Consider the following 23,657-nt stretch of genomic DNA (forward strand, 5'->3'; position numbering starts at 1 on the left):
AAGATGTTTAAAATCCATTGATAATTATCATTACAAAAAAATGGCCTGTGATGTTGCCACGCAGCATATGAATGTTAATTCTTACGTAAATCAGCCCCAAGGGTGGCAAGAACGCGGCCGCGCCGCTATCTCGGGCAGCACGGTTTGCGAGGTGAAGCGATTAGCAGGGAGATCTGGCGCATCGTTGCAGGATCTGAGCGACGGAATAAGACGCTGAAGGAAGGGATTTACTACAGGGAGCCCGCGGATTATATGCCGATGATGCGCCGTATTTTTAGCGGAAAGCGTACCCGCCATATGCTTATATTTGATGAAGTGCCAGAGCGGTTTGGCGAAAAGAGAATGAACCAGGATAAACCATGACCCAGTGGCTGCGCAGGTAACCGATGAGATGGTTTCGCTGCTGAAGCTTACAGAGCAATACCTGTCCACTAAGGACAACAAGCAATGATGCCGGCAGTACCAGACCAGGGCGTTTCGTTTTCCGCCGCGCAGCGGCCGGTGGCCATCGATTATCCTGCCGCGCTGGCCCTGCGTCAGATGCCCCTCGTTCAGGACGAACTGCCGAAATACCTGTTGGCACCAGAAGTGAGCGCCCTGCTCCATTACGTACCCGATCTGCACCGCAAGATGCTGCTGGCAACACTCTGGAACACGGGCGCGCGTATTAATGAGGCCCTTGCGCTGACCCGGAGTGATTTCCCCCTGGCGCCGCAACACCCCGTTCTCCAGCGTGGCTCGCATCCAGAATCGATGGGGATTACCGTGAAAAACGCCGGTAGCCTAGTCCGACCGCTTATCGGTTAATACGCTGCTCATCAGGCAGAGAGCATCGGTGTACTCGATACCGGCTTTGCACCAATGTTCGGTATCCTGTTCAATCATCAACCCGGCCTGATCGGCATATCGTTTCCTTTTTTCAAATGATGCCACGCGCTGACGCCTCAGGCTGCTATCTCTGGCGCATAATATTGCTGCACAGCGGCAGGCAGAGGGACATTATCGTGACCAGCATGAATGCCCAGGCGAGGCTGTAAAGATGAGCCACGGCACCAATCAGCGCTGGTCCCAGCAGAATGCCGGAGTAGCCAATGCTGGAGATCGCTGCAACGGCCAACGCGCCGTGCATCACTTGCTGCCGGCCCGCCGCGGTAAAGAGAATGGGTACCAGATTGGATAATCCACAACCGATCAGGAAAAAACCAGCCAGCATAATCATCAGGTGTCCGCCGACGATGACGCAGCCATAGCCCAGTGTAGCGATTAGTGAGCTGAAGAGAAAAATCCGAAAGCGGCCAAAGGCCTTGATCAAGCGGTCTCCGGACAGTCGGCCTGCCGTCATGGCGCAGGCAAAAAGAATATAGCCAATACCCGCATGTTGGGCGTTGACGTGATTTTCGCTGGTCAGCAGAATACCGCTCCAGTCCAACATCGCTCCCTCCATAATGTAGGCAATGAAGCACAGGAAACCGAGGAGAATAACAATCCCTTTTGGTAACGCAAACAGCGGAGCGTCGGTGGATTCCGGTTCCCGAAGCAGACGGCCGGCGGTGCGTAGCAGCAGCAACAGGACGCCTGCGATCAGCAGACTTACCGTGAGCAGCGGCGTAAAACCATAGCTCAATAGCAGGCTGGCAATGCCAGAGCCGGCGATACCGCCGATGCTGAATAAGGCGTGGAAGCCAGACATGATAGGGCGCCCAGCCAGTTTTTCAACCCGCACGGCATGAATGTTGACTACCACGTCCATAGCGCCGATACCGGCACCAAAAATAAACAGGGACGTGCCCAGCGAGGAGGGCTCGTCAGTGAGCACCAGCGCCGGAAGTGTGGCCAGCACCAGCCCCGTAGCGGCAGTGAAAACCAGGCGGCAGCCAAAACGTGCTGCCAGCATGCCAGATAAAGGCATCATCAGCAGGGAACCGAGGCCAAAAGCCAGTAGCACCAGGCCCATTGTGCCATTGTCTGCCATCATTCGGTCTCTGGCCAACGGAATTAAAGGGGCCCAGGCGGCCAGTGTAAAGCCGGCGATAAAAAAAGCCCTTCGCGTTGCCCCGATGGCGTTTGTAAGTGAATAGGATGTTGCATCTTTCATCATGATAGGTACGCGCTCTGCAAACGAAAGTATCCGGCGCTAAGCGCGCCGGATAGTGATGAGCATCAGGCGGAGACCGCCTGTATTGCCCTTAAGGGTGCGATATCATTCAGCGTTTCGATCACTGCGTGTGCCTGATGATAGCGCTCGCTCCCGGACAGTGCGTGCGGCCAGGCATAGACTTGCGTGATGCCGGCTGCTGTGGCGGACTGAATTCCTAAGTCAGTATCCTCAACCACTATTGTCTGTGCGGCGGCGACATCAAGGTGCGCCAGCATGGCCAGATAGGGATCGGGCCATGGTTTGGTGCGAGTGATATCGTCGCCGGCAACCAGCGGTGGTTCCTGTGGCAGCGCCAGTGTGGCCAGGTTAGCCAGACAAATATCCCGCGGCGCGGTAGAGACAAAGCCGAACGGAATACCTCGTTCGCTCAGTCCATGAACGAGACCGCGAATCCCCGGTCGCAGATAGCGAGGCCCCAGCGAGGCCTGATATGCCGCGACAATACGGCGTGTCAGATTGCCATGCTGTGCGGCATCAATTCCGATCTTCAATAGCGTCTCTTCCAGACTGAGGCCGATCAGCTGCTCAGCCGTCACCCCGCGAGTGTGCTCAGGAAGCAGCCCGGAGAGGACGTCAAAGTGCAGCTGTTCGCTGTCGACCACTACGCCGTCGATATCGAAAATAACACTCAGTGTGCTCATACCTGTTCCTCCCTTGCCTGGGAACGAATGCGCAGCATCACTTTGCAGCCCGGTTCGGTAATCGGTCGCGGCGTTTTTCCGTCTATGTCGCAGCCGACGGTGGCAAAAGCCTGACGATAGTCATCAAAAGTAAAGTGGTGGCTGACCAGTCTCTCAGCCGGGATTTTTCCGTCGCGGATTAACGCATAGGCTCGTTCAAAACTGTTATTCAGAGAGTCGATCGATCCGATTATCGAGAGGCTTTTATCGGCGATTTTCAGCACGTCCAGGTTTGCCGTTGCGTCTTTCAGCGCAACATTCAGCAGTTTTCCTCCCGGAGCCAGTCGGGCAAAAACGGTTTCAGCGAGATAACCCGTGGTGTCGACGCAGAGATCCAACAGCGCGTCGTTGCCATATTCGCAGGCCATTGCTTCGGCAAAGTCCGTGTACAGGCGGCATCCATCTGGTAAAACACCGCGAGCAAACGCGAGGCGATGGGGGTTTTTTTCCACCATAAAAGCTGTGATGCCGCGCAAGTACAGACTCCACAGATACAGCAGCCCCATTGGGCCGGCACCGATGACGGCAGCGCGCAGGGCGCTGTGCGTGATATTCAATTTATCCACGCCGGTCAGGGTACAGCTCAGAGGTTCGGTCAGGGCGCCCGCTTCAAAGCTGACGTTATCATCCAGCGCCAGCAAGGCACTCTCTTTGGTGCGATACTGGTCGGCAAACGTACCATCGTAAGACACACCGGCTTCTGTGCCGTGTTTTTGCTCACAGTGATTCATATTGCCAATCTGGCACATGCGGCAGGTACCGCAGGAGTAAGTCGGATTGATCACCACCCGATCACCCGGTTTGAAACGGCTGACATCGGATCCGATCGCCAGGACCGTGCCGGTTGATTCGTGCCCCAATGTGGTACCGGGCACGGCAACCGGGTAGTCGCCGGTGATGATACCAACGTCGGTACCGCATATACCGCAGACTTCAATCGCGACGATGACGTCATCAGCATCAATGCATGAAAGCGAGGGCACTTCAACGGGAGTAATATCCCATACGGCGTTAAATTTCAGGGCTTTCATCAAATGGCCTCCTGCATAGCACGATCCGCGCTTTCCAACGCGGTGAAAGCGAGGTCCAGTTTTTGAATAATTTCGTCGAGGTGACGGCGTTCGCAGACAAGCGGCGGGCGAATCTTAATTGCGCTGCCTTTACCGTAGCGCGATCCCCGAATGATCAATCCCTGGCTTGCAGCCAGCTCAATCGCCTGTGCGGCGATTTCCGGGCTGGGAGTATCAAAACCAAACATGTATCCCAATCCCCGGACGCGGCTGATTAACGGATGCTTTTTCTGCAAACCCAGCAGAGCATTGCGCAGATATGCTTCGTGACGCTGCACATTGTCTAACAGCTGTTCGTCTTCAATGATCGCAATGGTTTCATGCAGCGCCGTCAGCGACAGCGGGTTAGCACCGGAGGTATTAGAGTGCTCATAAGCGGCCAGGACGTCGAGCTTCTCTTTCATCAGGATGCCTCCCGTCGGAATACCGATTCCGCCGGCGCCCTTGGCAAAGACAATTATGTCGGGCTGAAGAGCGTTGGCGTAGCCTGTACTGGCAAAGAATGTTCCCGTGCGACCAAATCCGGTCTGAACTTCATCTGCAATCAGGACAATGTCATGTCGGGTACAAAACTCGCGGATCTGGCGATAGAACGTTACCGGCAGGACGATATTACCGCCATTACCCAGCACGGGCTCCATGATCAGACATGCCACTTTCCCACTCGAGCCGTAACAGAAAGAATCCTCAAGCTCAGTAATAAATTCTGCACTCGCGCTTTCGGCATCGGCCGCGTCGGCCAGCACGCTATCAGGCGTAGGGATTTTAAATGACCCTTCGATATGGTTAGCAAAATGTGCCAGGCGGAAAGCATTTCCAGAGATGCTTGCCGTAGCCAGCGACTGGCCGTGATGTGAGGCGAATAGTGAGATTACGCCTGAGCGGCCGGTATATTTTTGTGCCATGCGGATTGCTCCTTCTACCGCCCCCGAGCCCGAAACATCCCTCAGCCAAATACGATTAATTCCGACTGGTAAATAGGGTTTTAATTGCGCCAGAATATTTTCTGCCATCGGCTTGGTATAGGCTGAGCTTAAATGCGCACAGCGTTCTATTTGCTCTTTGAGCTTATTTGTCAAGCGCGGATGTGTATATCCAAAAGGCAGATTGAACGTCCCTGAAGCTGCATCAATTAAAATGACTTCGCCATCACGCAAATATGGCCCATCTCCCTTAAAACGGCCGATCATTGCATCGAAGTTATCACGATTATTTTTCATATTAACCATCCCGTATAATTATATTATCAACATTATTCACCTGCAGGGTATGAGGTGTAAGAAGCGGCGTTCTAACCGGATTGCTATTATTTTTATAGCTATATCATTCGTTACACGCTAAGTGTCTTATACTTATTATCAAGCGCAATTTCCCTGAAAGTCCGGATTTAAGGCGGCGAACAATCTTGCTGTTAGCATCGTATTATTCCTGACGGAAAATTGCCCTCTCCAGCATACGTTGATGTTTGACGCCGTGTTGCCGCAGCGTTAACACTGTACTGCTGCGCAATCTGTGCAGCGTGTCACGCCTTGAGTAGGCGACCGCCAGCGAATATCAACCAACGAAACTAGTTACATTCACTTAACTTTTGATTGCGCATTTTTTCCATCCCCACCCCCTTTTTCACGCTTTTCTTTTTAATAACTTCTTGTATTTGATCATTATGCGATCATAACCACAATTTTGAAAGGGTTTATCGACTTCGTTTACGAAGCGTTTATGTATAATTAATTCTTATTTCTTTAATTATTCTGTTGATTTGTGACTAAGGGGAGGAGAGATAGACTGAACTTGACCCGCCATCTCCAGACAGCTTTTGTATCTTAAGTTAACGATACCCGCTGGCGCCGATGTTCCCTTGGGAGTCGCTTCTCTGACGATGTGATTAAGCTTTATACGCCATTGATCGACAGGGAGTTGATCTGGCGCTGCTGTAAATAAATGGGTGTGGTAAAATTTTTCGACTCCTTTTGCTGGCGGAGCAGCACATGAACCCATTCAAAGGCCGCATTTTCAGCTAAAGCCCTGCGGGCGGTACGCTGGTATTACAAATATGGCATCAACATCGACTTACTATTGGTTTTATCAAATGGTCAGAAATCGAGGCAGATGGGATTACAAGCAATTCAATCCCTACTTCGCCAACTTTGGAAATTTTAATTTTGGGGCAGCAGGTATCGCTGCGGGAATACCAGAGAACATCTTGCTGATGGGCGCTGGATGAGCTTAAAGCCATGCAGGAACATCTAAGCCCGAGTGGGGAAACTGGTATTAAAAGCCTCCTTATGGTGATGACCCAACCGACCAACGTTATATCAGTGAAGGGATTGAGTATGCGCGCCAGAACGGTTATTAAATGGATGCATAGTCTTTTGACTATGTTTCTATTAATTCTGGTCGTTGGTTTCGTGTATCTGAATCGTACAGACGATACGCGCTCAGAGGACGAGCTACAACATGTCTATAAGATTAATGACTGCCTGTGGCTTTATACCACTAAAAACAGAGAGGGTGACGCTACCGCACCCATTATATATCGCTTTTATGTGAGCGATGAAATTACAGGAAGCGATAAGGAAATTATCAAAAAATTGAATAATGGAGTACCATTTCTTGTAGGAAGTGGCAGCATAAGTAAAATAAGTTTTGTTGAAAATGACAACCTTAGTGTCAAATATAGCGGAGAAGTTTATTCGCTAAGTGACACTATCAGTTATTCGATACGCGGCCAGCAGATTAATGCCCACATCTCATATCATATCATATCATATCATATTAATTAGCGCCTCACGGAGCTCGTTGTTCAATGCCGCCAGCACTGAAAGCAACAGTCAGCACTGTCGGCGTTTATTGTTATAACGGATTAATTCTCAGGCGCACAGTAAGTGCCCAGCCTGAACCGATCTGCTACCCAGAGCCTGACATCGTAAACTATCTCCTTCAGTTTTTTCCGGTCTGATTTCTCACAAAGAGATAGTCCAACACATCCTAAAATTTGATGTGGTAAATAAATTCATTCTGGCAGTGAAACACTCAATACAAAACTCGCCTTGAGGAAGATAGTAAATGCGTAAAACCTTCACTCCGAATACAGGCTCCGGCGGTTATATGAAGGTATCGCTGCCCTGACTGATAATTTGGGGTGTAATCATGCAATCAGGAAATCGAGACTTTCGCCGCATCCTCTGCCATCCTGAAATCTTTATTCAAATCTTTTTTTAACGCAAAGCGCGTAAACGTCAGTAAACTGATACCGTTATATTCCTCAACCAAATCAAAAACAGCTTTTTCGATATCACTATCAATCATAATATATCTTCATTATCAACAATTCGGTTTAAGTCCAATTAAACCTGCAGCTTAAAAGAAATATCCACACCTATTACCGCTTTTGACCCGCCGTTATTCATTACCCACGCGTTATAAACGCAGCGACAGCCAAAGAGAGGCGCGGCAGAAGTGCCTCTCTTCCCAAGGTAAAGCTTAAATAAGCCATTGCCCGTCGTGCGGCTGCGGCCAGAACAGTGCGGCCTGGCCTCGTGAGGCTCTCTGCTCATCGTAAACCTGCCAGACGATGCCATCATAAATCATAAAGCGCTTACCCTGACTGTCGATACGCGGCCCCTGGTAGTTATCAGCGATACCGTTTTGATCAACAATATCAAGTAACCTCTTCCGCTCTTCCCGATCCTCTTCCGATGCACTGAAGCGCGAAGGCATGCCAAGCATCTGTGGTTGCGTATAATTAAAGCAGCGTAGTGCGCAATGATTAGCATAGATAAATCGTGGATCCTCACTGCCGTCATGGGCCAGTAAGCTGTAAGGAGCATCAGCGTGCAACCAGCTTAGTCGATCGGCTATCCCTGCAGGAGTGAGCAACGGAGCACCACGATGAACGCGGAAACTGTTATCAATCAGTATCAGTAGTGCACGCATTTCCTCTGTCATAATTTGTCCTATAGGTTTTTTACCCGGGGATTAGTACCCAGCACATGCGCAGGGTCGACCAGAACTTCAATCAACATAGAAACGCTGCCGGGTGTTCGACATTTAGCAAGTAGCGAATGCAGATTAGACAGGTCAACCGCCAAGCGCTCCGCCTGCCAGCCTGAGGCGCGAGCCAGTGCACAGTAATCCAGCGGCCGCACTTCTGCATGATAGTTTCGAGGATCAACGTCCGGCAAAATTTGTGTTAATCCCTGTTCGACGATGGAAAATCGAGAGTTATTTAGCAGAAAGAGAGTTAAGCCAAGATCGCGCGCCTCTCCCATTGAACCGGCAAACAGTCGAAAACATCCATCTCCGGTAAACACAAATACGGCACTGTTCGGGCTGGCCAGCCGGGCTCCAATCGCCGCGCCGAAAGCCCCCCCCATCGCTGAACCCCGATAGAGAGAGAAAAAACGAATGCGATCGTTAGGGCGCTGTGTAACATACTGGCGATCTTTATAGGCCAGACACACATCATCAAATCCGAGTGAGTTTTCCGGCCACCAGGCATCAAGCCGCTGATAAAGTTCGGCCATATTGACATACCCCGCTTCCGGTTGAGTAAGAGGAAGGGCATTCAGATAATCAGGGGCGATATCAGCCGGGATATTGCCAAATGGCTCGCTGCGCCCTTCATCAGTCAAGGAACGGAGCAGGCTATCCAGCGGAGCATGGACATGATGATATTCGCCCGTTGCGAAATGGCTGAAACTGTTGTCTATCTGGCCGTAGGCGCCGCGAATATTACTGAGGTAAAAAGTGTTGGCGGCACTGAATTTTTTTAGATTGGCCGTATATTCATCCGGGCAGGCACCCAAAATCATCAGCACATCATTCTCACCCAGATTTTCATACAGCGAGAGACTGCTGTCATTGCCACCAAAGGAGATATAGCCATAGCCGTAAGGGTTAGATCTGCTCACCGCATTCGCACCATTAATGCTCCAGATGGCTTTAGCGTGTAACACCTGGCACAGCTGCTCAGTCATCTGTGACGCCTGCTTATAGCGCGCCATCTCCTCGCCAACCAGAATAACCAGATGCTTATCGGATACCGCCTGACGGAATTGAGTAAGAAACACGGCAATATCATCAGTCTCTGCCGGTTCAGGAGGCGACAAGGGGGGAGATGAGGCAGGCACCCGTTCGACAAGTGCCTCATGCATCAGCACTAACACTACCGGTTTTGCATTATCAAGCTGGCGGCGCGCCTGGGTCAAAGTGCTCGCCAGCGTACTGATATTATCAAGCAGGAATACGCCATCAGGGCACTCCGCGCGCAGCTGTTCTGGCACATTGCTGCCATGGCGCGTGGTATCCTGCAGTGGGGCCAATCCTTCCGTCGCTGCACCCGATAAGGGCACTAAATAAACTGCTGGAATATCATGAAGTTTTGCATCACTTAGCCCGCAAGTCAGCAGCTTTGTGGCGGCACCACTGGTTGCAACCGCAGCTGCCATCTTTCCACTGGCTAAGTAGTATCCAAGAGGGACAAAGCCCGCGCTGTATTCACCAAGGGTGAATAATGCTGCTCTTCCATCAACGTCCGCATCAAATGGCGGAAAGTGCTTGAGAAAATGAATTACACCGCCGCCAGTAACACCACTGTAAAGTGTTATGCCCCATTCACCTAAACGACTGACTAAAAGATCATAACCATTACCTGTTGGTGTTGCGGATGTCGAATTCATCGAACCTCCTGGCTGAATCAGACTTCAACAGCTGATTATCACCATCAATTATATTAGTGCTGAAATAGCCGTGTTTTTATTCTCTGCCAAGACTGAACGTTTCCCACAGGCTTATTTTAGCGGCATTAAAACTAAAGCCGTTATTTACGTTCACTTTGTAACATCTCAGATAAACGTCATTGATGCCAAACGCGTATTTATTGCCTTTTAATCCGAACAGGCTGACCTTATCCGCGATATAGTCACCCAGATCGAAACGTTTGTTCTCTCTTAATACGTGATTTTCGGCAAGGCCAATACCATTTTTATAGCAGCTTAACGGCACGCTAATCCCCGCCAACTTCACGCTGAAAACCACCTGCTGATTGTCAACCATGGCGATTGTTACTGGTAGCAGCGGATTGGGATAAATTGCCGTCAGATTTTTATCAATGCTGATGCATTTCTGCAAAACCGTATCGTACAGCATCACATAGCCATGCGAAGATGTGATAAGCAATTGATCATCAAGGGACGCTTTCAATCCGTCAATCACCGCTTTATTAATTTTCAGGTTTACCAGGTGGGTAATTCTGCGAGCATCGAAAGTCTGACGCACATCTTTTACCCATTTAGTGCCGGAAGGCCGCCAGAAGCACAGCGTTGAGATCGATAGTACCGGATGTTCTGCAATTTTCTTGCTGACCTGCGGATGATAAGTCAGCGGTACGCTGCTATCCGTCGGCGCTTCGTAGTCAATCACAATTCTGTCGATTTGCGTGTTGACCGGAGAGGGAATAAATATTTTCAGAAAGCTGGATAAATCAATATCACGATACAGCGAAATAGATGCAGCGGTTTCATGACCACTCATCAATTTCAGATGTGATTTGGTGTTTTTCTTATTAATATAAAATCCGATCAGCGTCATTGGTTCAGAAATTTTAATCTCATCGTCCTGATTGAGAAATGCAAAAGTTTCCTGGAATAACGAGTTTTTTATTTCATATTTTTTATCTTCAGCATACTCTTCTGAGACATTGCGAATAATGAAATTTTCACTGTAATTAACATTATCACTCATAAAGCCCAGAGAACTTTTACTTTGCTCGTCTTCCAGCACCTGTGCAACCATACTACCAATAAAGTTGGCAATAAACTCGGTGGGATGCGGATCCATATCATATAAATTATCAATCAGCGAATTTGAGAATGCGTTAATATTTTCAATGATATGTTTAAAACATAAGAACTGTGCTCCCAGCCGCCTGGCCAGCATTTCGCGGGTACGGTAAATGATAGTGGTATTATGCAATGTTGCCAGCAAAGGAATGGCGATAATAACCAGTTTGGTCTGGCTGGCAATGGTCGACAGGAATTCAAAATAGATATCATTATAGAAATTATAATTTTTAAATGAATTCGTTTTTAAAAAGTACTCTTCATCATTCGGCAAACTGTCAAAAAACACATAGTCGTAAACGGAGAAATCCATACGGGCAAACACCGAAAACTGTAAGCCGGGCGACGCACCGATAGATAAGTTACTCACCTCAGAATCGACCAGACGATCGGACAATCCTTTGACCCAGCCGTTGCGGCGTACTGAATTCGATGTTCCTAAGATTAAAATTTTCATCAAAGCACCTTCTCCGTTATACCGCTGAGTTATTATTATTGCGACTTATCTCAACCTGCATAAATAACTCACCCCAACGTTGGGAGAAGTCATTAGCCGTATAATTCTTTGCCAGCTTAGCGGCATTTTTTTGCATCGCCTTCAGGCCTTTACGATCTTTTAAAGCGCTAATCACCGACTGTGCGAATTGCTCATCCTGTTTATCTTCGACCAGAAAACCATTAACACCATCAACAATCATTTCCTCGGGGCCGTAATTAATTTTGTAGGAAACCACCGGACACTGATTTGCCAGTGCTTCCATTATCACCAGCCCATAACCCTCAGAGCGACTGGTAAACAGCATCAGATCGGCTGACTGATAGACTAAATCAACACTTTCGGTGTATTCACAGATCTCAACATGGTTCGACAAATCATACTGCTCTATTGCCGCCTGCATTTTTGCCAGCTCGGAACCATAACCGTACAGCTTTAACGAGGCTTCCGGGATCGCCTGCACCACCCGGGAGAAGATGCGGATCAACTCCGGCAACCTTTTAACCGGATCAAAGCGCCCGACAGAGATGCAGCTAAAGGGCTTACGTTCGGCATTATATTTTGCGATTTTTTTATCATAAACATGAGGTATTTCAACGCTGACATTATTGAATTTAAAGCGTTCCTCAGCCTCTTGCTTCTGCTTTTTAGTCAGAAAAACCAGCGCATCCAGTTGATGGGCATTGTCAAAATAGTGCTTATAGTGGCTGTTTACCCGCGAATGACTGTCCGCTGGGTTAACATAATGAGCAGCATGAATAGTACCGATATAAACATAGTTCGGTTTTTTATGCAAAAATAATGCCTGACTAAAATAAATCGCCCGATCAATAATAAAGTAGTAAAGCGTGTCATCGCGATTGTAGAAGGTGTCCAGTGCATGCAGAAACAGTTCTTTTTCTGACGTCAGCGTGGTTTCAATGAACCCTTGCGGATTAAACAGAATGATACTTTGCAGTTCACTGGACTTGTCATCCACCTTATAATTATTAATTATTTTTAGTTTACCGTCGGCATCAAACAGTGATACTGAGGTTATTTTTCCTTCGCTGATCTGTTGAATACAGCTTAATTTCTGCGCGGCATCGTATTTAGCGCGCATAATTATTTTATTATCGTTAAAATAATTTATATAGGACAGCGAACCGTCACTGCGCGTAATCTCATATCGCTTCTCAAACTTGCCTTTCTTAAAGATAAAATTATTATTAGTATCCTGCACATAACCTTCACTGGCAACCGGAGTATACGGCTTAATCTCTCTGCCAGCATCGACATCGCCAGGCTGAATTTTTTGAAACAGTGAGTACACATTCTGAAAGCGAACCTGTTTACTGAGCACGCCATTCTCAATCATATTGTTATAGACGTGGCTAAGCTCAGCATCATACTCAACCGTAAGAATGGTGACATTATAGTCGCGCTGAGCGAGAATATTAGCTCTTTTCAGCATCGCCATGACCAGGCCATTTTTCTTTAATCCCAACCGGGGATAAAGCATGATGATCTCTTTCTTCTCGTATGCTTTGCGGTCGCTCATATTGTCACCGGTCTCTTTTGCATTATTGAATGTGCTGTACATCATCATTTCTACGTTATTCCTGTTACCACAGAAGCATTAACGCTCGCGCAGCGCTTCTTTTACCCGATTGAAAGGCTTCACCAGATATTCCATGATGGTTTTCTGGCCGGTTTTAATATCCACCGTGGCCACCATCCCCGGCACAATCGAAAAATGATGGCCGGCTGCGTTTTGCAGATAGTCGACGTTGGTGCGGATAAACACGCGATAGTAGTAAATCTCCGGTTTGACCTCATCCTGGATCGTGTCGGGGGAAATTCCTTCTACAACGCCTTCCATGCCGCCATAAATTGCATAGTCATAAGCCGAGATTTTTACCAGCGCGCGTTGGTCGGGATGAATAAAGGCGATATCGCGCGGCGACAGGCGCGCCTCAATCAGTAAGCGATCGTCTAATGGCACGATATCCATCAGTTCGCCATTCGGTGGAATGACGCCGCCGATGGTCATCACCTTGATATTTTTTACAATGCCGCGCACCGGCGAGCGCACCGTCAGACGGGTAACCGAGTCAGCGCGGCCTTTAATCACCTCGCTCAGCGAGTCAACTTCAGCGTTGCCCTTCGCCATCTCTTCACGAGCCTGCACATAATACTGCGAATAGAGATCGGTCAGTTTCAGATCGAGGTCGGCCTTTTGCCGCTGCAGACGTAACACCTCAACGCTACTGGCCGCACCGCTTTTTGCCAGTTTCTGCGTAATCGCCAACTCGCGACTCGCCAGCGACAGCGACTCTTTAATCCGGGCAGCTGACTCAGTGAGCTGCTCGCGGCGCGTATTGTATAAACGCGTTTCCGAAGCCAGCAGTTCAGGAAAAGCCTCTAACTCTTGCGGAAATGTTAAGGGCTGATTATTCACTTCTGCACGCAAACGCGCAGTCGCGGCCAGTGAAGCACGGTAACGCGCGGCGCTCTCTCCAACATTCGATTCGTAACGCGTCGGATCAAGCCGTGCCACCACTTGCCCTGCCTGCACCATCGCGCCTTCATGCACGCTGAGTTCGGTCAGCACGCCGCCATCCAGCAACTGCACCACCTGTTCACGCGTGCTGGGAATCACCTTGCCACTGCCGGTAGAAACCTCATCCAGTACGCCAAACCATGCCCATACGCCCGCCGACAATAGCAGGAAAAAGGTGATAATAATGATCCGCGCCGAGCCGGTATAACTCCTGCGGCTACCCTTCTCATCATCCAGATCGTCAAGATTAAAGGGTGAAGGTGCGGTGGTGGTGGTTTCAGCGGGCAGGTTTTTCATCGGACGCCTCCTGCTGGGAAGTCGGGTTACGTGAGTTTTTAATCGCTTTATCTTTCGGCGCATCCATTACCAGTAGCCCCTCTTTTAGCACCACCACGCGATCCACCAGTTCCAGTACCGCAGCACGGTGAGTCGCGACAATCAACGTTCGCCCAGCCAGCCACTGGCCCAGACGCTGAATAAACTCACGCTCGGTATGCTCATCCAGAGAAGCGGTTGGCTCATCCAGCAGCACAATATTTGGATCGCGCAGCAGCATACGCGCCAGCAATACCGACTGCCGCTGTCCTCCGGATAATCCGATACCCCCTTCCATCACTATATGATCCAGCCCCAGCGGCAATCGCCGCACATAGTTGGCGGCACCACTGACTTCCAGCACCTCAAACAGCGCCTCATCGTCGATATTAGGTGCGCCCAGCATCAGGTTTTCACGCAGAGTGCCGTGAAAAAGGCGCGCGTTTTGCGTCAGCAGGCCGATATTACGGCGGATATCTGCAGTATCGATATGTGGCAGACTCAGGTTATCCAGCCGCACTTCGCCGCTGACCAGCTCCATACCGCCAGCCATTGCTTTCAGCAGGGTAGATTTTCCGGCACCGTTACGCCCTAACAGCGCGATACGCTCGCCGGGCTGGACGGTCAGGCGACCAATTTTCAGCGGGAATACGGTATCTTCAGTGCGATAACGGAAACAGGCATCGGTAAACTGGTAATGGCCGTGCAGCACCGGGCAATGCACCCGCGTCTCTTCCCGACTGTTCTCAACCGGCAGATTCATGATGCTGTCCAGACCGGCTTTGGCCGCTTTCACCTGCTGCCAGCGCGCCAGTACGCCGCATAACTTGGTCATTGGCGAGATCATGCGCGAGGAAAGCAGTGAGGCAGCGACGATCGCACCGGTAGTGATATCGCCATCCATCACCATCGGTGCACCAATCACCACCACCGAGGCATACACCAGGTTTTGTACCGTCACTCCCCAGTTGACCAGGCCCTGAGTCAGACGACGGGTCTCCACACCGGACTGCGCGGTGATCTGGATATAGCTGTTCCACTGTTGCAGGAAGCGATCTTCCGCCTGCATCAGCTTGATATCCTCAAGCCCCTGTACGCTTTCAACCAGCACGGCGTTACGCAGTGTGGATTCATGTAACGACCTGCGCGCCAGCGTGGCGAGCCGTTTCTGCAGCAATAGGCCCGGCACAATCATAATCACCGCCGCCACTGGCGCGATCCATGCCAGATGCGGCGAGATAATCGCCAGAACAAACAGGAACAGGAAAAAAAATGGCATATCGACAATTGCGGTGACGGTGGTTGAGGTGATCATCTCGCGAATCTGCTCAAGTTCGCGCAGCTGTGAAATAAAGCTGCCGGTAGAGCGTGGGACGGCACTTTCACGCAGCCGCAGCGCGTGACCAAATACCCGATCGGAGACGCGCATATCGGCGCGTTTACCCAGCACGTCGGTAATATGTGAGCGGCCAAGCCGCAGCAAGAACGAGAACAGTACGGCGATTAACACTCCGCCAAACAATACATAAAGCGTCGGATAAGACTGCGCCGGAATCGCCCGATCATAAACCTGCATGGAAAACAGAATGCCGGACAGCGCCAAAATATTCACCAGCAGTGAAGCCAGCATCACATAGCCGTAAGGTTTAATGTCGCGCAGCACCAGCTTGCGCAGCCAGTCGGGCTTATTTTGCTCCAGATAACGATCGACCCGGCTGTCTTTCGCCGCCGCAACCGGCCGGAACGCCACAACATGACGAATTTGCGGCAGCATCTGTTTAAATGACACAGGCGTCAGTTGCGGATCGTTAGCGAAGTTAAGCGTCAGCGTATCCTCACCATCAAACTGGCTAATCACTGCTACCTGGCCGTCAGACAATTCCACTGCCAGTGGCAGTCGCCATGCCGACATTTCTCGTGCCGGATCGTCCAGCATGCGCGCAGACAGACCCGCCTGGCGTGACAGGTTGGTTAATGCCCGCTCCAGTGGCAGCGCATGTTGCCATTCAGTTGTGGCATATAACATGCCGGGTGAGCAAGCCAGCCGGTAGTGGGTGGCAATCTGAATAATTGCGGCGGTCCACGATGCCAGCGGCTGACCTTCAGGAGTATCGGGGGTTTCTGACGGAGTGACCGCCTGAAGTTGGGTCATGGTTGAATCTCCACCGTTTGAATCGTCTGATTGTTCAGCGCGAAGGCTGAACGCATAAAGCCAGTGCTGTACAGGCAGTCAAGCTGTAAGGTGTGTATCTGACTAATGGTTTGCTGTTCGGTGAAGCGCGCCTGATAAATCTCCTGCTCGGAGTTGAGTACATCCAACAGTGGGCGCGTGCCCAGTTGCAGATACTGATCCTGATATAATTCGCGGGTTCGCTCTGCCAATTTCTGCTGACGACTCTGAATCACCAGCGTACGCGCCAGGCTCATCTCTTCATTTTGCGATTCGCTGAGTTTTTGCTGTGCATCAAGCTGGGCATTACGCACTGCCGCATTGGCAGATTCGAGAGTATGTGCGGCGGCATTGCGACTGGCCGTCAGGCCTCCACCCTGATAAAGCGGCATTTCAACCTTAACCCAGGCACCATATTGGGTACGATCCAGTACCTGATTATTGGAATAGTTATTGGTCAGATAGTGGGTGACTTCAGGCTCTAATGAGATGGTTGGGGTCATCTGGGAGTTGGCGTTGTCGAGATTAGCCTGCGCCTGATTAACCTGAGCCCAGGCCGCCAGCACTGAAGGAATCAGTCGATAATCGGGCTGTGCCACCTGGCAAGATTTAGAGAGCGTAACGGGAAATTTATTGCTGACTTCTTTCAGATCGCGCCAGCCAAGGTAGGTTGACAGTGTGGCACGCCAGCGATCCAGGTTAGCCTGGTATTGCATCAGCGTAGACCGCGCTCCCTCAATACGGGTTTCGGTTTGCACCACGTCGGATAATGAGCTGGCACCTTCATCGTTACGCTGACGCGCCAGCTTGCCGATATTATTCAGTGCTTCAAGCTGTGCCTCAGCAATTTTCACCAGTTGCTGATAGCCCTGCACCTGCACTACTGCTGCCGCAGTATCATGGGCGATGGTATCAATACTCACCAGCACATTGGCCTGCTCTTTGGCCACGCTGGCTTCAGCCGCTCTTACCGAGCTGTCTACTTTGCCGAAGTCATACAGCATCTGTGACAACGACAGTACAAATGATGGGTTATAGCCGCTGTTGGTGCTGGAATTGGTCATGCCGTTGTTCATGCCGGCACTTATTTTTGGATAGTATTTTGATCGCGCGACATTGACGCCTTCAGCCTGCTCATACAGTTTACCGATCACCTCGGCAATATCGGGATGCCATTGCACCGCGCGATTAACCGCCTGCGTAATATCGAGTGTGGCGGGAGCATTTGGCGATTGTTGTGAAGCAACAGTGCCGTCTAAAGAGGGTAACTCCTGCTGAGCAAACATTTGCCCGGCACGGATCATATTTGCTGAAACCTCGCTGTCTGACGCAGCAAACAACGCGGTACTAAAAAAGAGGGCGAAGCAAAAGACAAATGCACTCGCCAGGTGGCAATAACTAAACATTGCTCGTAACAGAACTAAATTCATTAATCATCCACCGCAGATTAAGAGTGAAGATGGCACATCCTTGTGCCGGTTTATTCCCTATAAGTTCATAACAACTACCGTTAAACGTCCGTATTCAGGTGTTGCAACAGCTCTTCCAGCGATACGTTTACTCCTTCCAGAGTAATCAGCTGAGTACTTTCAAAGTTCGTACCCTGCCCATCGCGGTCAATCGATACGATGGTATTTTCGCCATCAAACTCGACTGAAACGAAGTTTCCGATGGTGCCGCCCGCTCCATTCAGGCCAATCAACAGCTCGCCAATATCGATCTGATCATCCTGTGCCAGCGAGAAATCAGTCCAGGTATCGGTGCCGTTTCCACCGGTCGCATCGGCATTATCCAGCAGGTTATAGACCACGGTGTCGCCACCGCCACCCAAGGTAAAGGTGTCATCATTCGGCGTACTGTTGACGGTATCCGCATAGTTGCTACCGGTGATCTGCATATTCAGATCGATAGTCAGCGATGCACTGGATGTTGAACCGTCCGTTGCCGTCAGGGTGTAGTCGAATACCTCCTTCTGCGTCATGGTCGACAGATCAATGTTGGCGTCACGTACATAGCTGTAACTGCCATCTGCATTGATGGTTAAGGTGCCGTAGAGGCCATCTACCGTCGCGCTGGTTGCATTGCGGTCGTAAGGGTTCAGTGCGGCAGAGTCTGAGTCGTTGGCATTGCTGATAGCGATCCTGGTACCTACCGAGATCAAACTATCCGCTACACCATCCGCACCCGAGCCGTCGAGGATATTGCCGGTTACCGTGGCTGAAGCGCCGGTATGGAACTCATCCACATGCGTCTCAGTACCTCTTACCGATCCCCTCACCGTTGTCAGCCCCAGTACTGAAGAGCTACCGGTAACGCGCAGTGTGTAGTTGCCTGCTTCCAGATCCAGACCCGAAACGTTAACCGTTGCGGCACCGCCAATAATTCCAGATGGCGCTACGCTGCCGGTACGCACTGAAGTTCCGCTACTGTTAACAATGGCCCACGTTATATTTGTACCGGTTAGTGCAACACCCGTGACGGTGAAGCCCAGCGTAATATTGTGAAGTACCGAATCCGCCTCAACCGTGAAGCCACCGGAACCTGTCGCTGAGTTGGTACCTACTACCGTGGTCCAACTTGCTGACGCGATATTCGCGAAGTTCTCCACTTCCTGAACGACGGTTGCACTGGTTGCCAAATCAACACTGTCATCAACCGCTTGCAGCGTGCCCGGTTGCAGATCGATGGTCAGCGTTGCCGTACTGGTTGAGCCATTTGGCGTTTTCAGCTCATAGGTGAAGGTTTCATCACCGGTAATACTGCCTGCCGCCAGACCTGCATTCAGCGTATAGGTGTAATTACCCAGCGCATCGATGGTTAGCGTGCCGTACTGACCGGTAATGTTGGTGACACCACTTGCATTAATTCCGGTGCCATCGACTTCACTGACCAACGTGCCGGCCGGTGCGGTATCGCCACCTGCCCCTTCACTATCGCCATCGATCACATTACCCGTCACCGAACTGCCCGTAGTGACATAGCCATGTGTAGTGTCCTGCAAGACATTCAGGGTGAAACCAGTTAACACCGACACGCCATTCGCTGCATTCAACAAGAAGACATAGTCACCTTCCGGCAGAGTCAGCGTCAGCTGGCCTGATGTTCCTGCTACCAATCCGACTTGCAGCCAGTTATTCACAACATCGATCCGCTCGTAATTTCCGCTATCCGGATTGAGCTGATAAATGTTGAGGTTATAGGTTGAGAGTAATGACACTCCTAACGACGATGCCTGGAAGGTAAGCGTACGAGATGTACCCTCCGCTACCGAGAAGGTCGACTGTGCGTCAAGTTCAGCAACCGACAGATTCAGCACATTGCCCAGCCCCACTGTTGCCAGTGTTGCGCCGCTCTGCGATGACGGTCCGTTATTTACCGTTGTCTCTTCCGTTTCAATATCCAGCGTAACGTTATCGTCTACGGCATTAACGCTGTCTGAATCGCTGTCGCTATCGGAATCACTGTCGCTATCGGAGTCGCTGTCGGAATCGGAATCGCTGTCGGAATCGGAATCGCTGTCGCTATCAGAGTCGCTGTCGGAATCGGAGTCGCTGTCGCTATCAGAGTCGCTGTCGGAATCGGAATCGCTGTCGCTATCAGAATCGCTGTCGGAATCGGAATCGCTGTCGGAATCAGAGTCGCTGTCGCTATCGGAGTCACTGTCGGAGTCAGAATCGCTGTCGGAATCAGAGTCGCTGTCGCTATCGGAATCGCTGTCGGAGTCAGAGTCGCTGTCGCTGTCTGAATCGCTGTCGGAATCAGAATCACTGTCGCTATCGGAATCGCTGTCGCTATCAGAATCGCTGTCGGAATCAGAATCGCTGTCGCTATCGGAATCGCTGTCGCTATCAGAGTCGCTGTCGGAATCAGAGTCGCTGTCGGAATCGGAGTCACTGTCGGAATCAGAATCGCTGTCGGAGTCAGAATCGCTGTCGCTATCGGAGTCGCTGTCGGAATCGGAATCGCTGTCGCTATCGGAATCGCTGTCGGAGTCAGAATCACTGTCGCTCTCTGAGTCGCTGTCGCTATCAGAATCACTGTCGGAGTCAGAGTCGCTGTCGCTGTCTGAATCGCTGTCGGAATCAGAATCGCTGTCGCTATCGGAATCGCTGTCGGAATCAGAGTCGCTGTCGCTATCGGAATCGCTGTCGGAGTCAGAGTCGCTGTCTGAATCGCTGTCGGAATCGGAGTCGCTGTCGGAGTCAGAATCGCTGTCGCTATCAGAATCGCTGTCGGAATCGGAGTCGCTGTCGCTATCAGAGTCGCTGTCGGAATCAGAGTCGCTGTCGGAGTCAGAATCGCTGTCGCTGTCTGAATCGCTGTCGCTATCAGAATCGCTGTCGGAATCGGAATCGCTGTCGCTATCAGAGTCGCTGTCGGAATCGGAGTCGCTGTCGCTATCAGAGTCGCTGTCGGAATCGGAATCGCTGTCGCTATCAGAATCGCTGTCGGAATCGCTGTCGGAGTCAGAATCACTGTCGCTATCAGAATCACTGTCGGAGTCAGAATCACTGTCGCTATCGGAGTCGCTGTCGCTATCAGAGTCGCTGTCGGAATCGGAATCGCTGTCGCTATCAGAGTCGCTGTCGGAATCAGAGTCGCTGTCGCTATCGGAGTCACTGTCGGAGTCAGAGTCGCTGTCGCTGTCGCTGTCTGAGTCACTGTCGGAATCAGAATCGCTGTCGCTATCGGAATCGCTGTCGGAATCAGAATCGCTGTCGCTGTCTGAGTCACTGTCGGAATCAGAATCGCTGTCGCTATCGGAATCACTGTCGGAATCAGAGTCGCTGTCGCTATCGGAGTCACTGTCGGAGTCAGAATCGCTGTCGGAATCAGAGTCGCTGTCGCTATCGGAATCGCTGTCGGAGTCAGAGTCGCTGTCGCTGTCTGAATCGCTGTCGGAATCAGAATCGCTGTCGCTATCGGAATCACTGTCGGAATCAGAATCGCTGTCGCTATCAGAGTCGCTGTCGGAATCGGAATCGCTGTCGCTATCGGAGTCACTGTCGGAATCGGAATCGCTGTCGCTGTCTGAGTCGCTGTCGGAATCAGAATCGCTGTCGCTGTCTGAGTCGCTGTCGGAATCAGAGTCGCTGTCGGAATCGGAATCGCTGTCGCTATCGGAGTCACTGTCGGAATCAGAGTCGCTGTCGCTATCGGAGTCACTGTCGGAGTCAGAGTCGCTGTCGCTGTCTGAGTCACTGTCGGAATCGGAATCGCTGTCGCTATCGGAATCGCTGTCGGAATCAGAGTCGCTGTCGCTATCGGAATCGCTGTCGGAATCGGAGTCGCTGTCGGAGTCAGAATCGCTGTCGCTGTCTGAATCGCTGTCGCTATCGGAATCACTGTCGCTGTCTGAATCGCTGTCGGAATCGGAATCGCTGTCGGAATCAGAGTCGCTGTCGGAGTCAGAGTCGCTGTCGCTATCTGAATCACTGTCGGAGTCAGAATCGCTGTCGCTATCTGAATCGCTGTCGCTATCGGAGTCACTGTCGGAATCAGAATCGCTGTCGCTGTCTGAGTCGCTGTCGGAATCAGAATCGCTGTCGCTATCGGAATCACTGTCGCTGTCTGAATCGCTGTCGCTATCAGAGTCACTGTCGGAATCGGAATCGCTGTCGCTATCGGAGTCACTGTCGGAATCGGAATCGCTGTCGCTGTCTGAATCGCTGTCGCTATCAGAATCACTGTCGCTGTCGGAATCGCTGTCGCTATCAGAATCACTGTCGGAGTCAGAGTCGCTGTCGGAATCAGAATCGCTGTCGCTGTCTGAATCGCTGTCGCTATCAGAGTCGCTGTCGCTATCGGAGTCACTGTCGGAATCGGAATCGCTGTCGCTATCGGAATCACTGTCGCTGTCTGAATCGCTGTCGGAATCGGAATCGCTGTCGGAATCAGAGTCGCTGTCGGAGTCAGAGTCGCTGTCGCTATCTGAATCACTGTCGGAGTCAGAATCGCTGTCGCTATCTGAATCACTGTCGGAATCGGAGTCGCTGTCGGAATCAGAGTCGCTGTCGCTATCGGAATCGCTGTCGGAATCAGAGTCGCTGTCGCTATCGGAGTCACTGTCGGAGTCAGAGTCGCTGTCGCTGTCGCTGTCTGAGTCACTGTCGGAATCAGAATCGCTGTCGCTATCGGAATCGCTGTCGGAATCAGAATCGCTGTCGCTGTCTGAGTCACTGTCGGAATCAGAATCGCTGTCGCTATCGGAATCACTGTCGGAATCAGAGTCGCTGTCGGAATCGGAGTCACTGTCGGAGTCAGAATCGCTGTCTCAGAGTCTGTCGCTATCGGAATCGCTGTCGGAATCAGAATCGCTGTCGCTATCGGAATCGCTGTCGGAATCGGAATCGCTGTCGCTATCGGAGTCACTGTCGGAATCAGAGTCGCTGTCGCTATCGGAGTCACTGTCGGAGTCAGAGTCGCTGTCGCTGTCTGAGTCACTGTCGGAATCGGAATCGCTGTCGCTATCGGAATCGCTGTCGGAATCAGAGTCGCTGTCGCTATCGGAATCGCTGTCGGAATCGGAGTCGCTGTCGGAGTCAGAATCGCTGTCGCTGTCTGAATCGCTGTCGCTATCGGAATCACTGTCGCTGTCTGAATCGCTGTCGGAATCGGAATCGCTGTCGGAATCAGAGTCGCTGTCGGAGTCAGAGTCGCTGTCGCTATCTGAATCACTGTCGGATCAGAATCGCTGTCGCTATCTGAATCGCTGTCGCTATCGGAGACTGTCGGAATCAGAATCGCTGTCGCTGTCTGAGTCGCTGTCGGAATCAGAATCGCTGTCGCTATCGGAATCACTGTCGCTGTCTGAATCGCTGTCGTCGCTGTCGGAATCGGAATCGCTGTCGCTATCGGAGTCACTGTCGGAATCGGAATCGCTGTCGCTGTCTGAATCGCTGTCGCTATCAGAATCACTGTCGCTATCTGTCGAGAATCACTGTCGGAGTCAGAGTCGCTGTCGGAATCAGAATCGCTGTCGCTGTCGCTCGGAATCGGAGTCGCTGTCGCTATCAGAGTCGCTGTCGCTATCGGAGTCACTGTCGGAATCGGAATCGCTGTCGGAATCAGAATCGCTGTCGGAATCGGAATCGCTGTCTCAGAGTCGCTGTCGGAGTCAGAGTCGCTGTCGCTATCTGAATCACTGTCGGAGTCAGAATCGCTGTCGCTATCTGAATCACTGTCGGAATCGGAGTCGCTGTCGGAATCAGAGTCGCTGTCGCTATCGGAATCGCTGTCGGATCAGAGTCGCTGTCGCTATCGGAATCGCTGTCGGAGTCAGAATCACTGTCGGAATCGGAGTCACTGTCGGAATCAGAATCGCTGTCGCTATCGGAGTCGCTGTCGGAGTCAGAGTCGCTGTCGCTGTCTGAATCGCTGTCGG

16 protein-coding genes and 2 pseudogenes are annotated in these 23,657 nt (G+C 51.1%); 4 read left to right on the forward strand and 14 right to left on the reverse strand.

The features are described from left to right. Nucleotides 1–40 precede the first annotated feature (40 nt). Together RIN69_RS19270 and RIN69_RS19275 are read left to right on the forward strand one after the other, a co-directional pair. Nucleotides 41–363: pseudogene (locus tag RIN69_RS19270) on the forward strand (hypothetical protein). A gap of 84 nt (nt 364–447) precedes the next feature. Next, nucleotides 448–709 (forward strand): annotated as a pseudogene (locus tag RIN69_RS19275) (phage integrase family protein); the annotation flags it as partial. 74 nt (nt 710–783) lie between these two features. Here RIN69_RS19275 and RIN69_RS22960 read toward each other — a convergent pair. From RIN69_RS22960 to RIN69_RS19295, 5 genes are all read right to left on the reverse strand, one after another. After that, the gene (locus tag RIN69_RS22960; protein WP_390902553.1) at nt 784–885 is read right to left on the reverse strand and encodes a hypothetical protein; all 102 of its coding nucleotides are present in this window, start codon (nt 883–885) and stop codon (nt 784–786) included. A 67-nt stretch (nt 886–952) separates the two neighbouring features. Beyond that, nucleotides 953–2,098 (reverse strand): MFS transporter, encoded by a 1,146-nt coding sequence (locus RIN69_RS19280; RefSeq protein WP_313853836.1) that lies wholly within the window; start codon nt 2,096–2,098, stop codon nt 953–955. 62 nt (nt 2,099–2,160) lie between these two features. Then, the gene (locus RIN69_RS19285) at nt 2,161–2,799 is read right to left on the reverse strand and encodes an HAD family hydrolase (protein WP_313853838.1); all 639 of its coding nucleotides are present in this window, start codon (nt 2,797–2,799) and stop codon (nt 2,161–2,163) included. Beyond that, on the reverse strand, nt 2,796–3,869 hold the full coding sequence (locus RIN69_RS19290) for a zinc-dependent alcohol dehydrogenase (RefSeq protein WP_313853839.1): 1,074 nt from the start codon (nt 3,867–3,869) through the stop codon (nt 2,796–2,798). The genes RIN69_RS19285 and RIN69_RS19290 overlap by 4 nt, the downstream gene beginning before the upstream one ends. Next, nucleotides 3,869–5,128 (reverse strand): class-III pyridoxal-phosphate-dependent aminotransferase, encoded by a 1,260-nt coding sequence (locus RIN69_RS19295; protein ID WP_313853840.1) that lies wholly within the window; start codon nt 5,126–5,128, stop codon nt 3,869–3,871. The genes RIN69_RS19290 and RIN69_RS19295 overlap by 1 nt, the downstream gene beginning before the upstream one ends. 1,014 nt (nt 5,129–6,142) lie before the next feature. On the opposite strand from RIN69_RS19295, the gene RIN69_RS19300 reads away from it, so the two are divergent. Beyond that, entirely contained in the window at nt 6,143–6,691 is a 549-nt protein-coding gene (locus RIN69_RS19300) for a hypothetical protein (protein WP_313853841.1), read from the forward strand. A 373-nt stretch (nt 6,692–7,064) separates the two neighbouring features. Here RIN69_RS19300 and RIN69_RS19305 read toward each other — a convergent pair whose 3' ends face one another. From RIN69_RS19305 to RIN69_RS19345, 9 genes are all read right to left on the reverse strand, one after another. Continuing rightward, nucleotides 7,065–7,217 carry a hypothetical protein gene (locus tag RIN69_RS19305; protein ID WP_313853842.1) on the reverse strand — a complete coding sequence of 51 codons (153 nt, stop codon included), beginning with the start codon at nt 7,215–7,217 and terminating at the stop codon, nt 7,065–7,067. A gap of 174 nt (nt 7,218–7,391) precedes the next feature. Further along, nucleotides 7,392–7,856, reverse strand: a complete 465-nt coding sequence (locus RIN69_RS19310; protein WP_313853843.1) for an MEKHLA domain-containing protein — start codon at nt 7,854–7,856, stop codon at nt 7,392–7,394. Nucleotides 7,857–7,864: 8 nt separating this feature from the next. Next, complete coding sequence (locus tag RIN69_RS19315; protein ID WP_313853844.1) at nt 7,865–9,589, reverse strand: thiamine pyrophosphate-dependent enzyme; 1,725 nt, start codon at nt 9,587–9,589, stop codon at nt 7,865–7,867. Nucleotides 9,590–9,665: 76 nt separating this feature from the next. Beyond that, entirely contained in the window at nt 9,666–11,207 is a 1,542-nt protein-coding gene (locus tag RIN69_RS19320; RefSeq protein ID WP_313853845.1) for a hypothetical protein, read from the reverse strand. A gap of 16 nt (nt 11,208–11,223) precedes the next feature. Beyond that, nucleotides 11,224–12,834, reverse strand: a complete 1,611-nt coding sequence (locus tag RIN69_RS19325) for a glycosyltransferase (RefSeq protein WP_313853846.1) — start codon at nt 12,832–12,834, stop codon at nt 11,224–11,226. 30 nt (nt 12,835–12,864) lie between these two features. Continuing rightward, the gene (locus RIN69_RS19330; RefSeq protein ID WP_313853847.1) at nt 12,865–14,085 is read right to left on the reverse strand and encodes an HlyD family efflux transporter periplasmic adaptor subunit; all 1,221 of its coding nucleotides are present in this window, start codon (nt 14,083–14,085) and stop codon (nt 12,865–12,867) included. Next, entirely contained in the window at nt 14,066–16,255 is a 2,190-nt protein-coding gene (locus RIN69_RS19335; protein WP_313853849.1) for a type I secretion system permease/ATPase, read from the reverse strand. The genes RIN69_RS19330 and RIN69_RS19335 overlap by 20 nt, the downstream gene beginning before the upstream one ends. Continuing rightward, nucleotides 16,252–17,703: a TolC family outer membrane protein gene (locus tag RIN69_RS19340; RefSeq protein ID WP_313853852.1), complete on the reverse strand. Its 1,452-nt coding sequence runs from the start codon at nt 17,701–17,703 to the stop codon at nt 16,252–16,254. Before RIN69_RS19340 ends, RIN69_RS19335 begins: the two co-directional genes overlap by 4 nt. An 80-nt stretch (nt 17,704–17,783) precedes the next feature. Continuing rightward, nucleotides 17,784–19,589: a beta strand repeat-containing protein gene (locus RIN69_RS19345; protein WP_313853854.1), complete on the reverse strand. Its 1,806-nt coding sequence runs from the start codon at nt 19,587–19,589 to the stop codon at nt 17,784–17,786. A 1-nt stretch (nt 19,590) separates the two neighbouring features. Here RIN69_RS19345 and RIN69_RS22965 point away from each other — a divergent pair, with 1 nt between their 5' ends. After that, entirely contained in the window at nt 19,591–23,646 is a 4,056-nt protein-coding gene (locus tag RIN69_RS22965; RefSeq protein ID WP_390902414.1) for a hypothetical protein, read from the forward strand. Nucleotides 23,647–23,657: the final 11 nt, after the last annotated feature.

The organism is Winslowiella toletana (assembly GCF_032164335.1).
Classification (GTDB): domain Bacteria; phylum Pseudomonadota; class Gammaproteobacteria; order Enterobacterales; family Enterobacteriaceae; genus Erwinia; species Erwinia toletana_A.

What these genes read in the sequence shown, in the direction of transcription:
- RIN69_RS22960 (WP_390902553.1), bottom strand. Translation starts at nt 885, where the DNA reads ATGATTGAACAGGATACCGAACATTGGTGCAAAGCCGGTATCGAGTAC.
- RIN69_RS19280 (WP_313853836.1), bottom strand. Translation starts at nt 2,098, where the DNA reads ATGATGAAAGATGCAACATCCTATTCACTTACAAACGCCATCGGGGCA.
- RIN69_RS19285 (WP_313853838.1), bottom strand. Translation starts at nt 2,799, where the DNA reads ATGAGCACACTGAGTGTTATTTTCGATATCGACGGCGTAGTGGTCGAC.
- RIN69_RS19290 (WP_313853839.1), bottom strand. Translation starts at nt 3,869, where the DNA reads ATGAAAGCCCTGAAATTTAACGCCGTATGGGATATTACTCCCGTTGAA.
- RIN69_RS19295 (WP_313853840.1), bottom strand. Translation starts at nt 5,128, where the DNA reads ATGAAAAATAATCGTGATAACTTCGATGCAATGATCGGCCGTTTTAAG.
- RIN69_RS19300 (WP_313853841.1), top strand. Translation starts at nt 6,143, where the DNA reads ATGCAGGAACATCTAAGCCCGAGTGGGGAAACTGGTATTAAAAGCCTC.
- RIN69_RS19305 (WP_313853842.1), bottom strand. Translation starts at nt 7,217, where the DNA reads ATGATTGATAGTGATATCGAAAAAGCTGTTTTTGATTTGGTTGAGGAA.
- RIN69_RS19310 (WP_313853843.1), bottom strand. Translation starts at nt 7,856, where the DNA reads ATGACAGAGGAAATGCGTGCACTACTGATACTGATTGATAACAGTTTC.
- RIN69_RS19315 (WP_313853844.1), bottom strand. Translation starts at nt 9,589, where the DNA reads ATGAATTCGACATCCGCAACACCAACAGGTAATGGTTATGATCTTTTA.
- RIN69_RS19320 (WP_313853845.1), bottom strand. Translation starts at nt 11,207, where the DNA reads ATGAAAATTTTAATCTTAGGAACATCGAATTCAGTACGCCGCAACGGC.
- RIN69_RS19325 (WP_313853846.1), bottom strand. Translation starts at nt 12,834, where the DNA reads ATGATGATGTACAGCACATTCAATAATGCAAAAGAGACCGGTGACAAT.
- RIN69_RS19330 (WP_313853847.1), bottom strand. Translation starts at nt 14,085, where the DNA reads ATGAAAAACCTGCCCGCTGAAACCACCACCACCGCACCTTCACCCTTT.
- RIN69_RS19335 (WP_313853849.1), bottom strand. Translation starts at nt 16,255, where the DNA reads ATGACCCAACTTCAGGCGGTCACTCCGTCAGAAACCCCCGATACTCCT.
- RIN69_RS19340 (WP_313853852.1), bottom strand. Translation starts at nt 17,703, where the DNA reads ATGAATTTAGTTCTGTTACGAGCAATGTTTAGTTATTGCCACCTGGCG.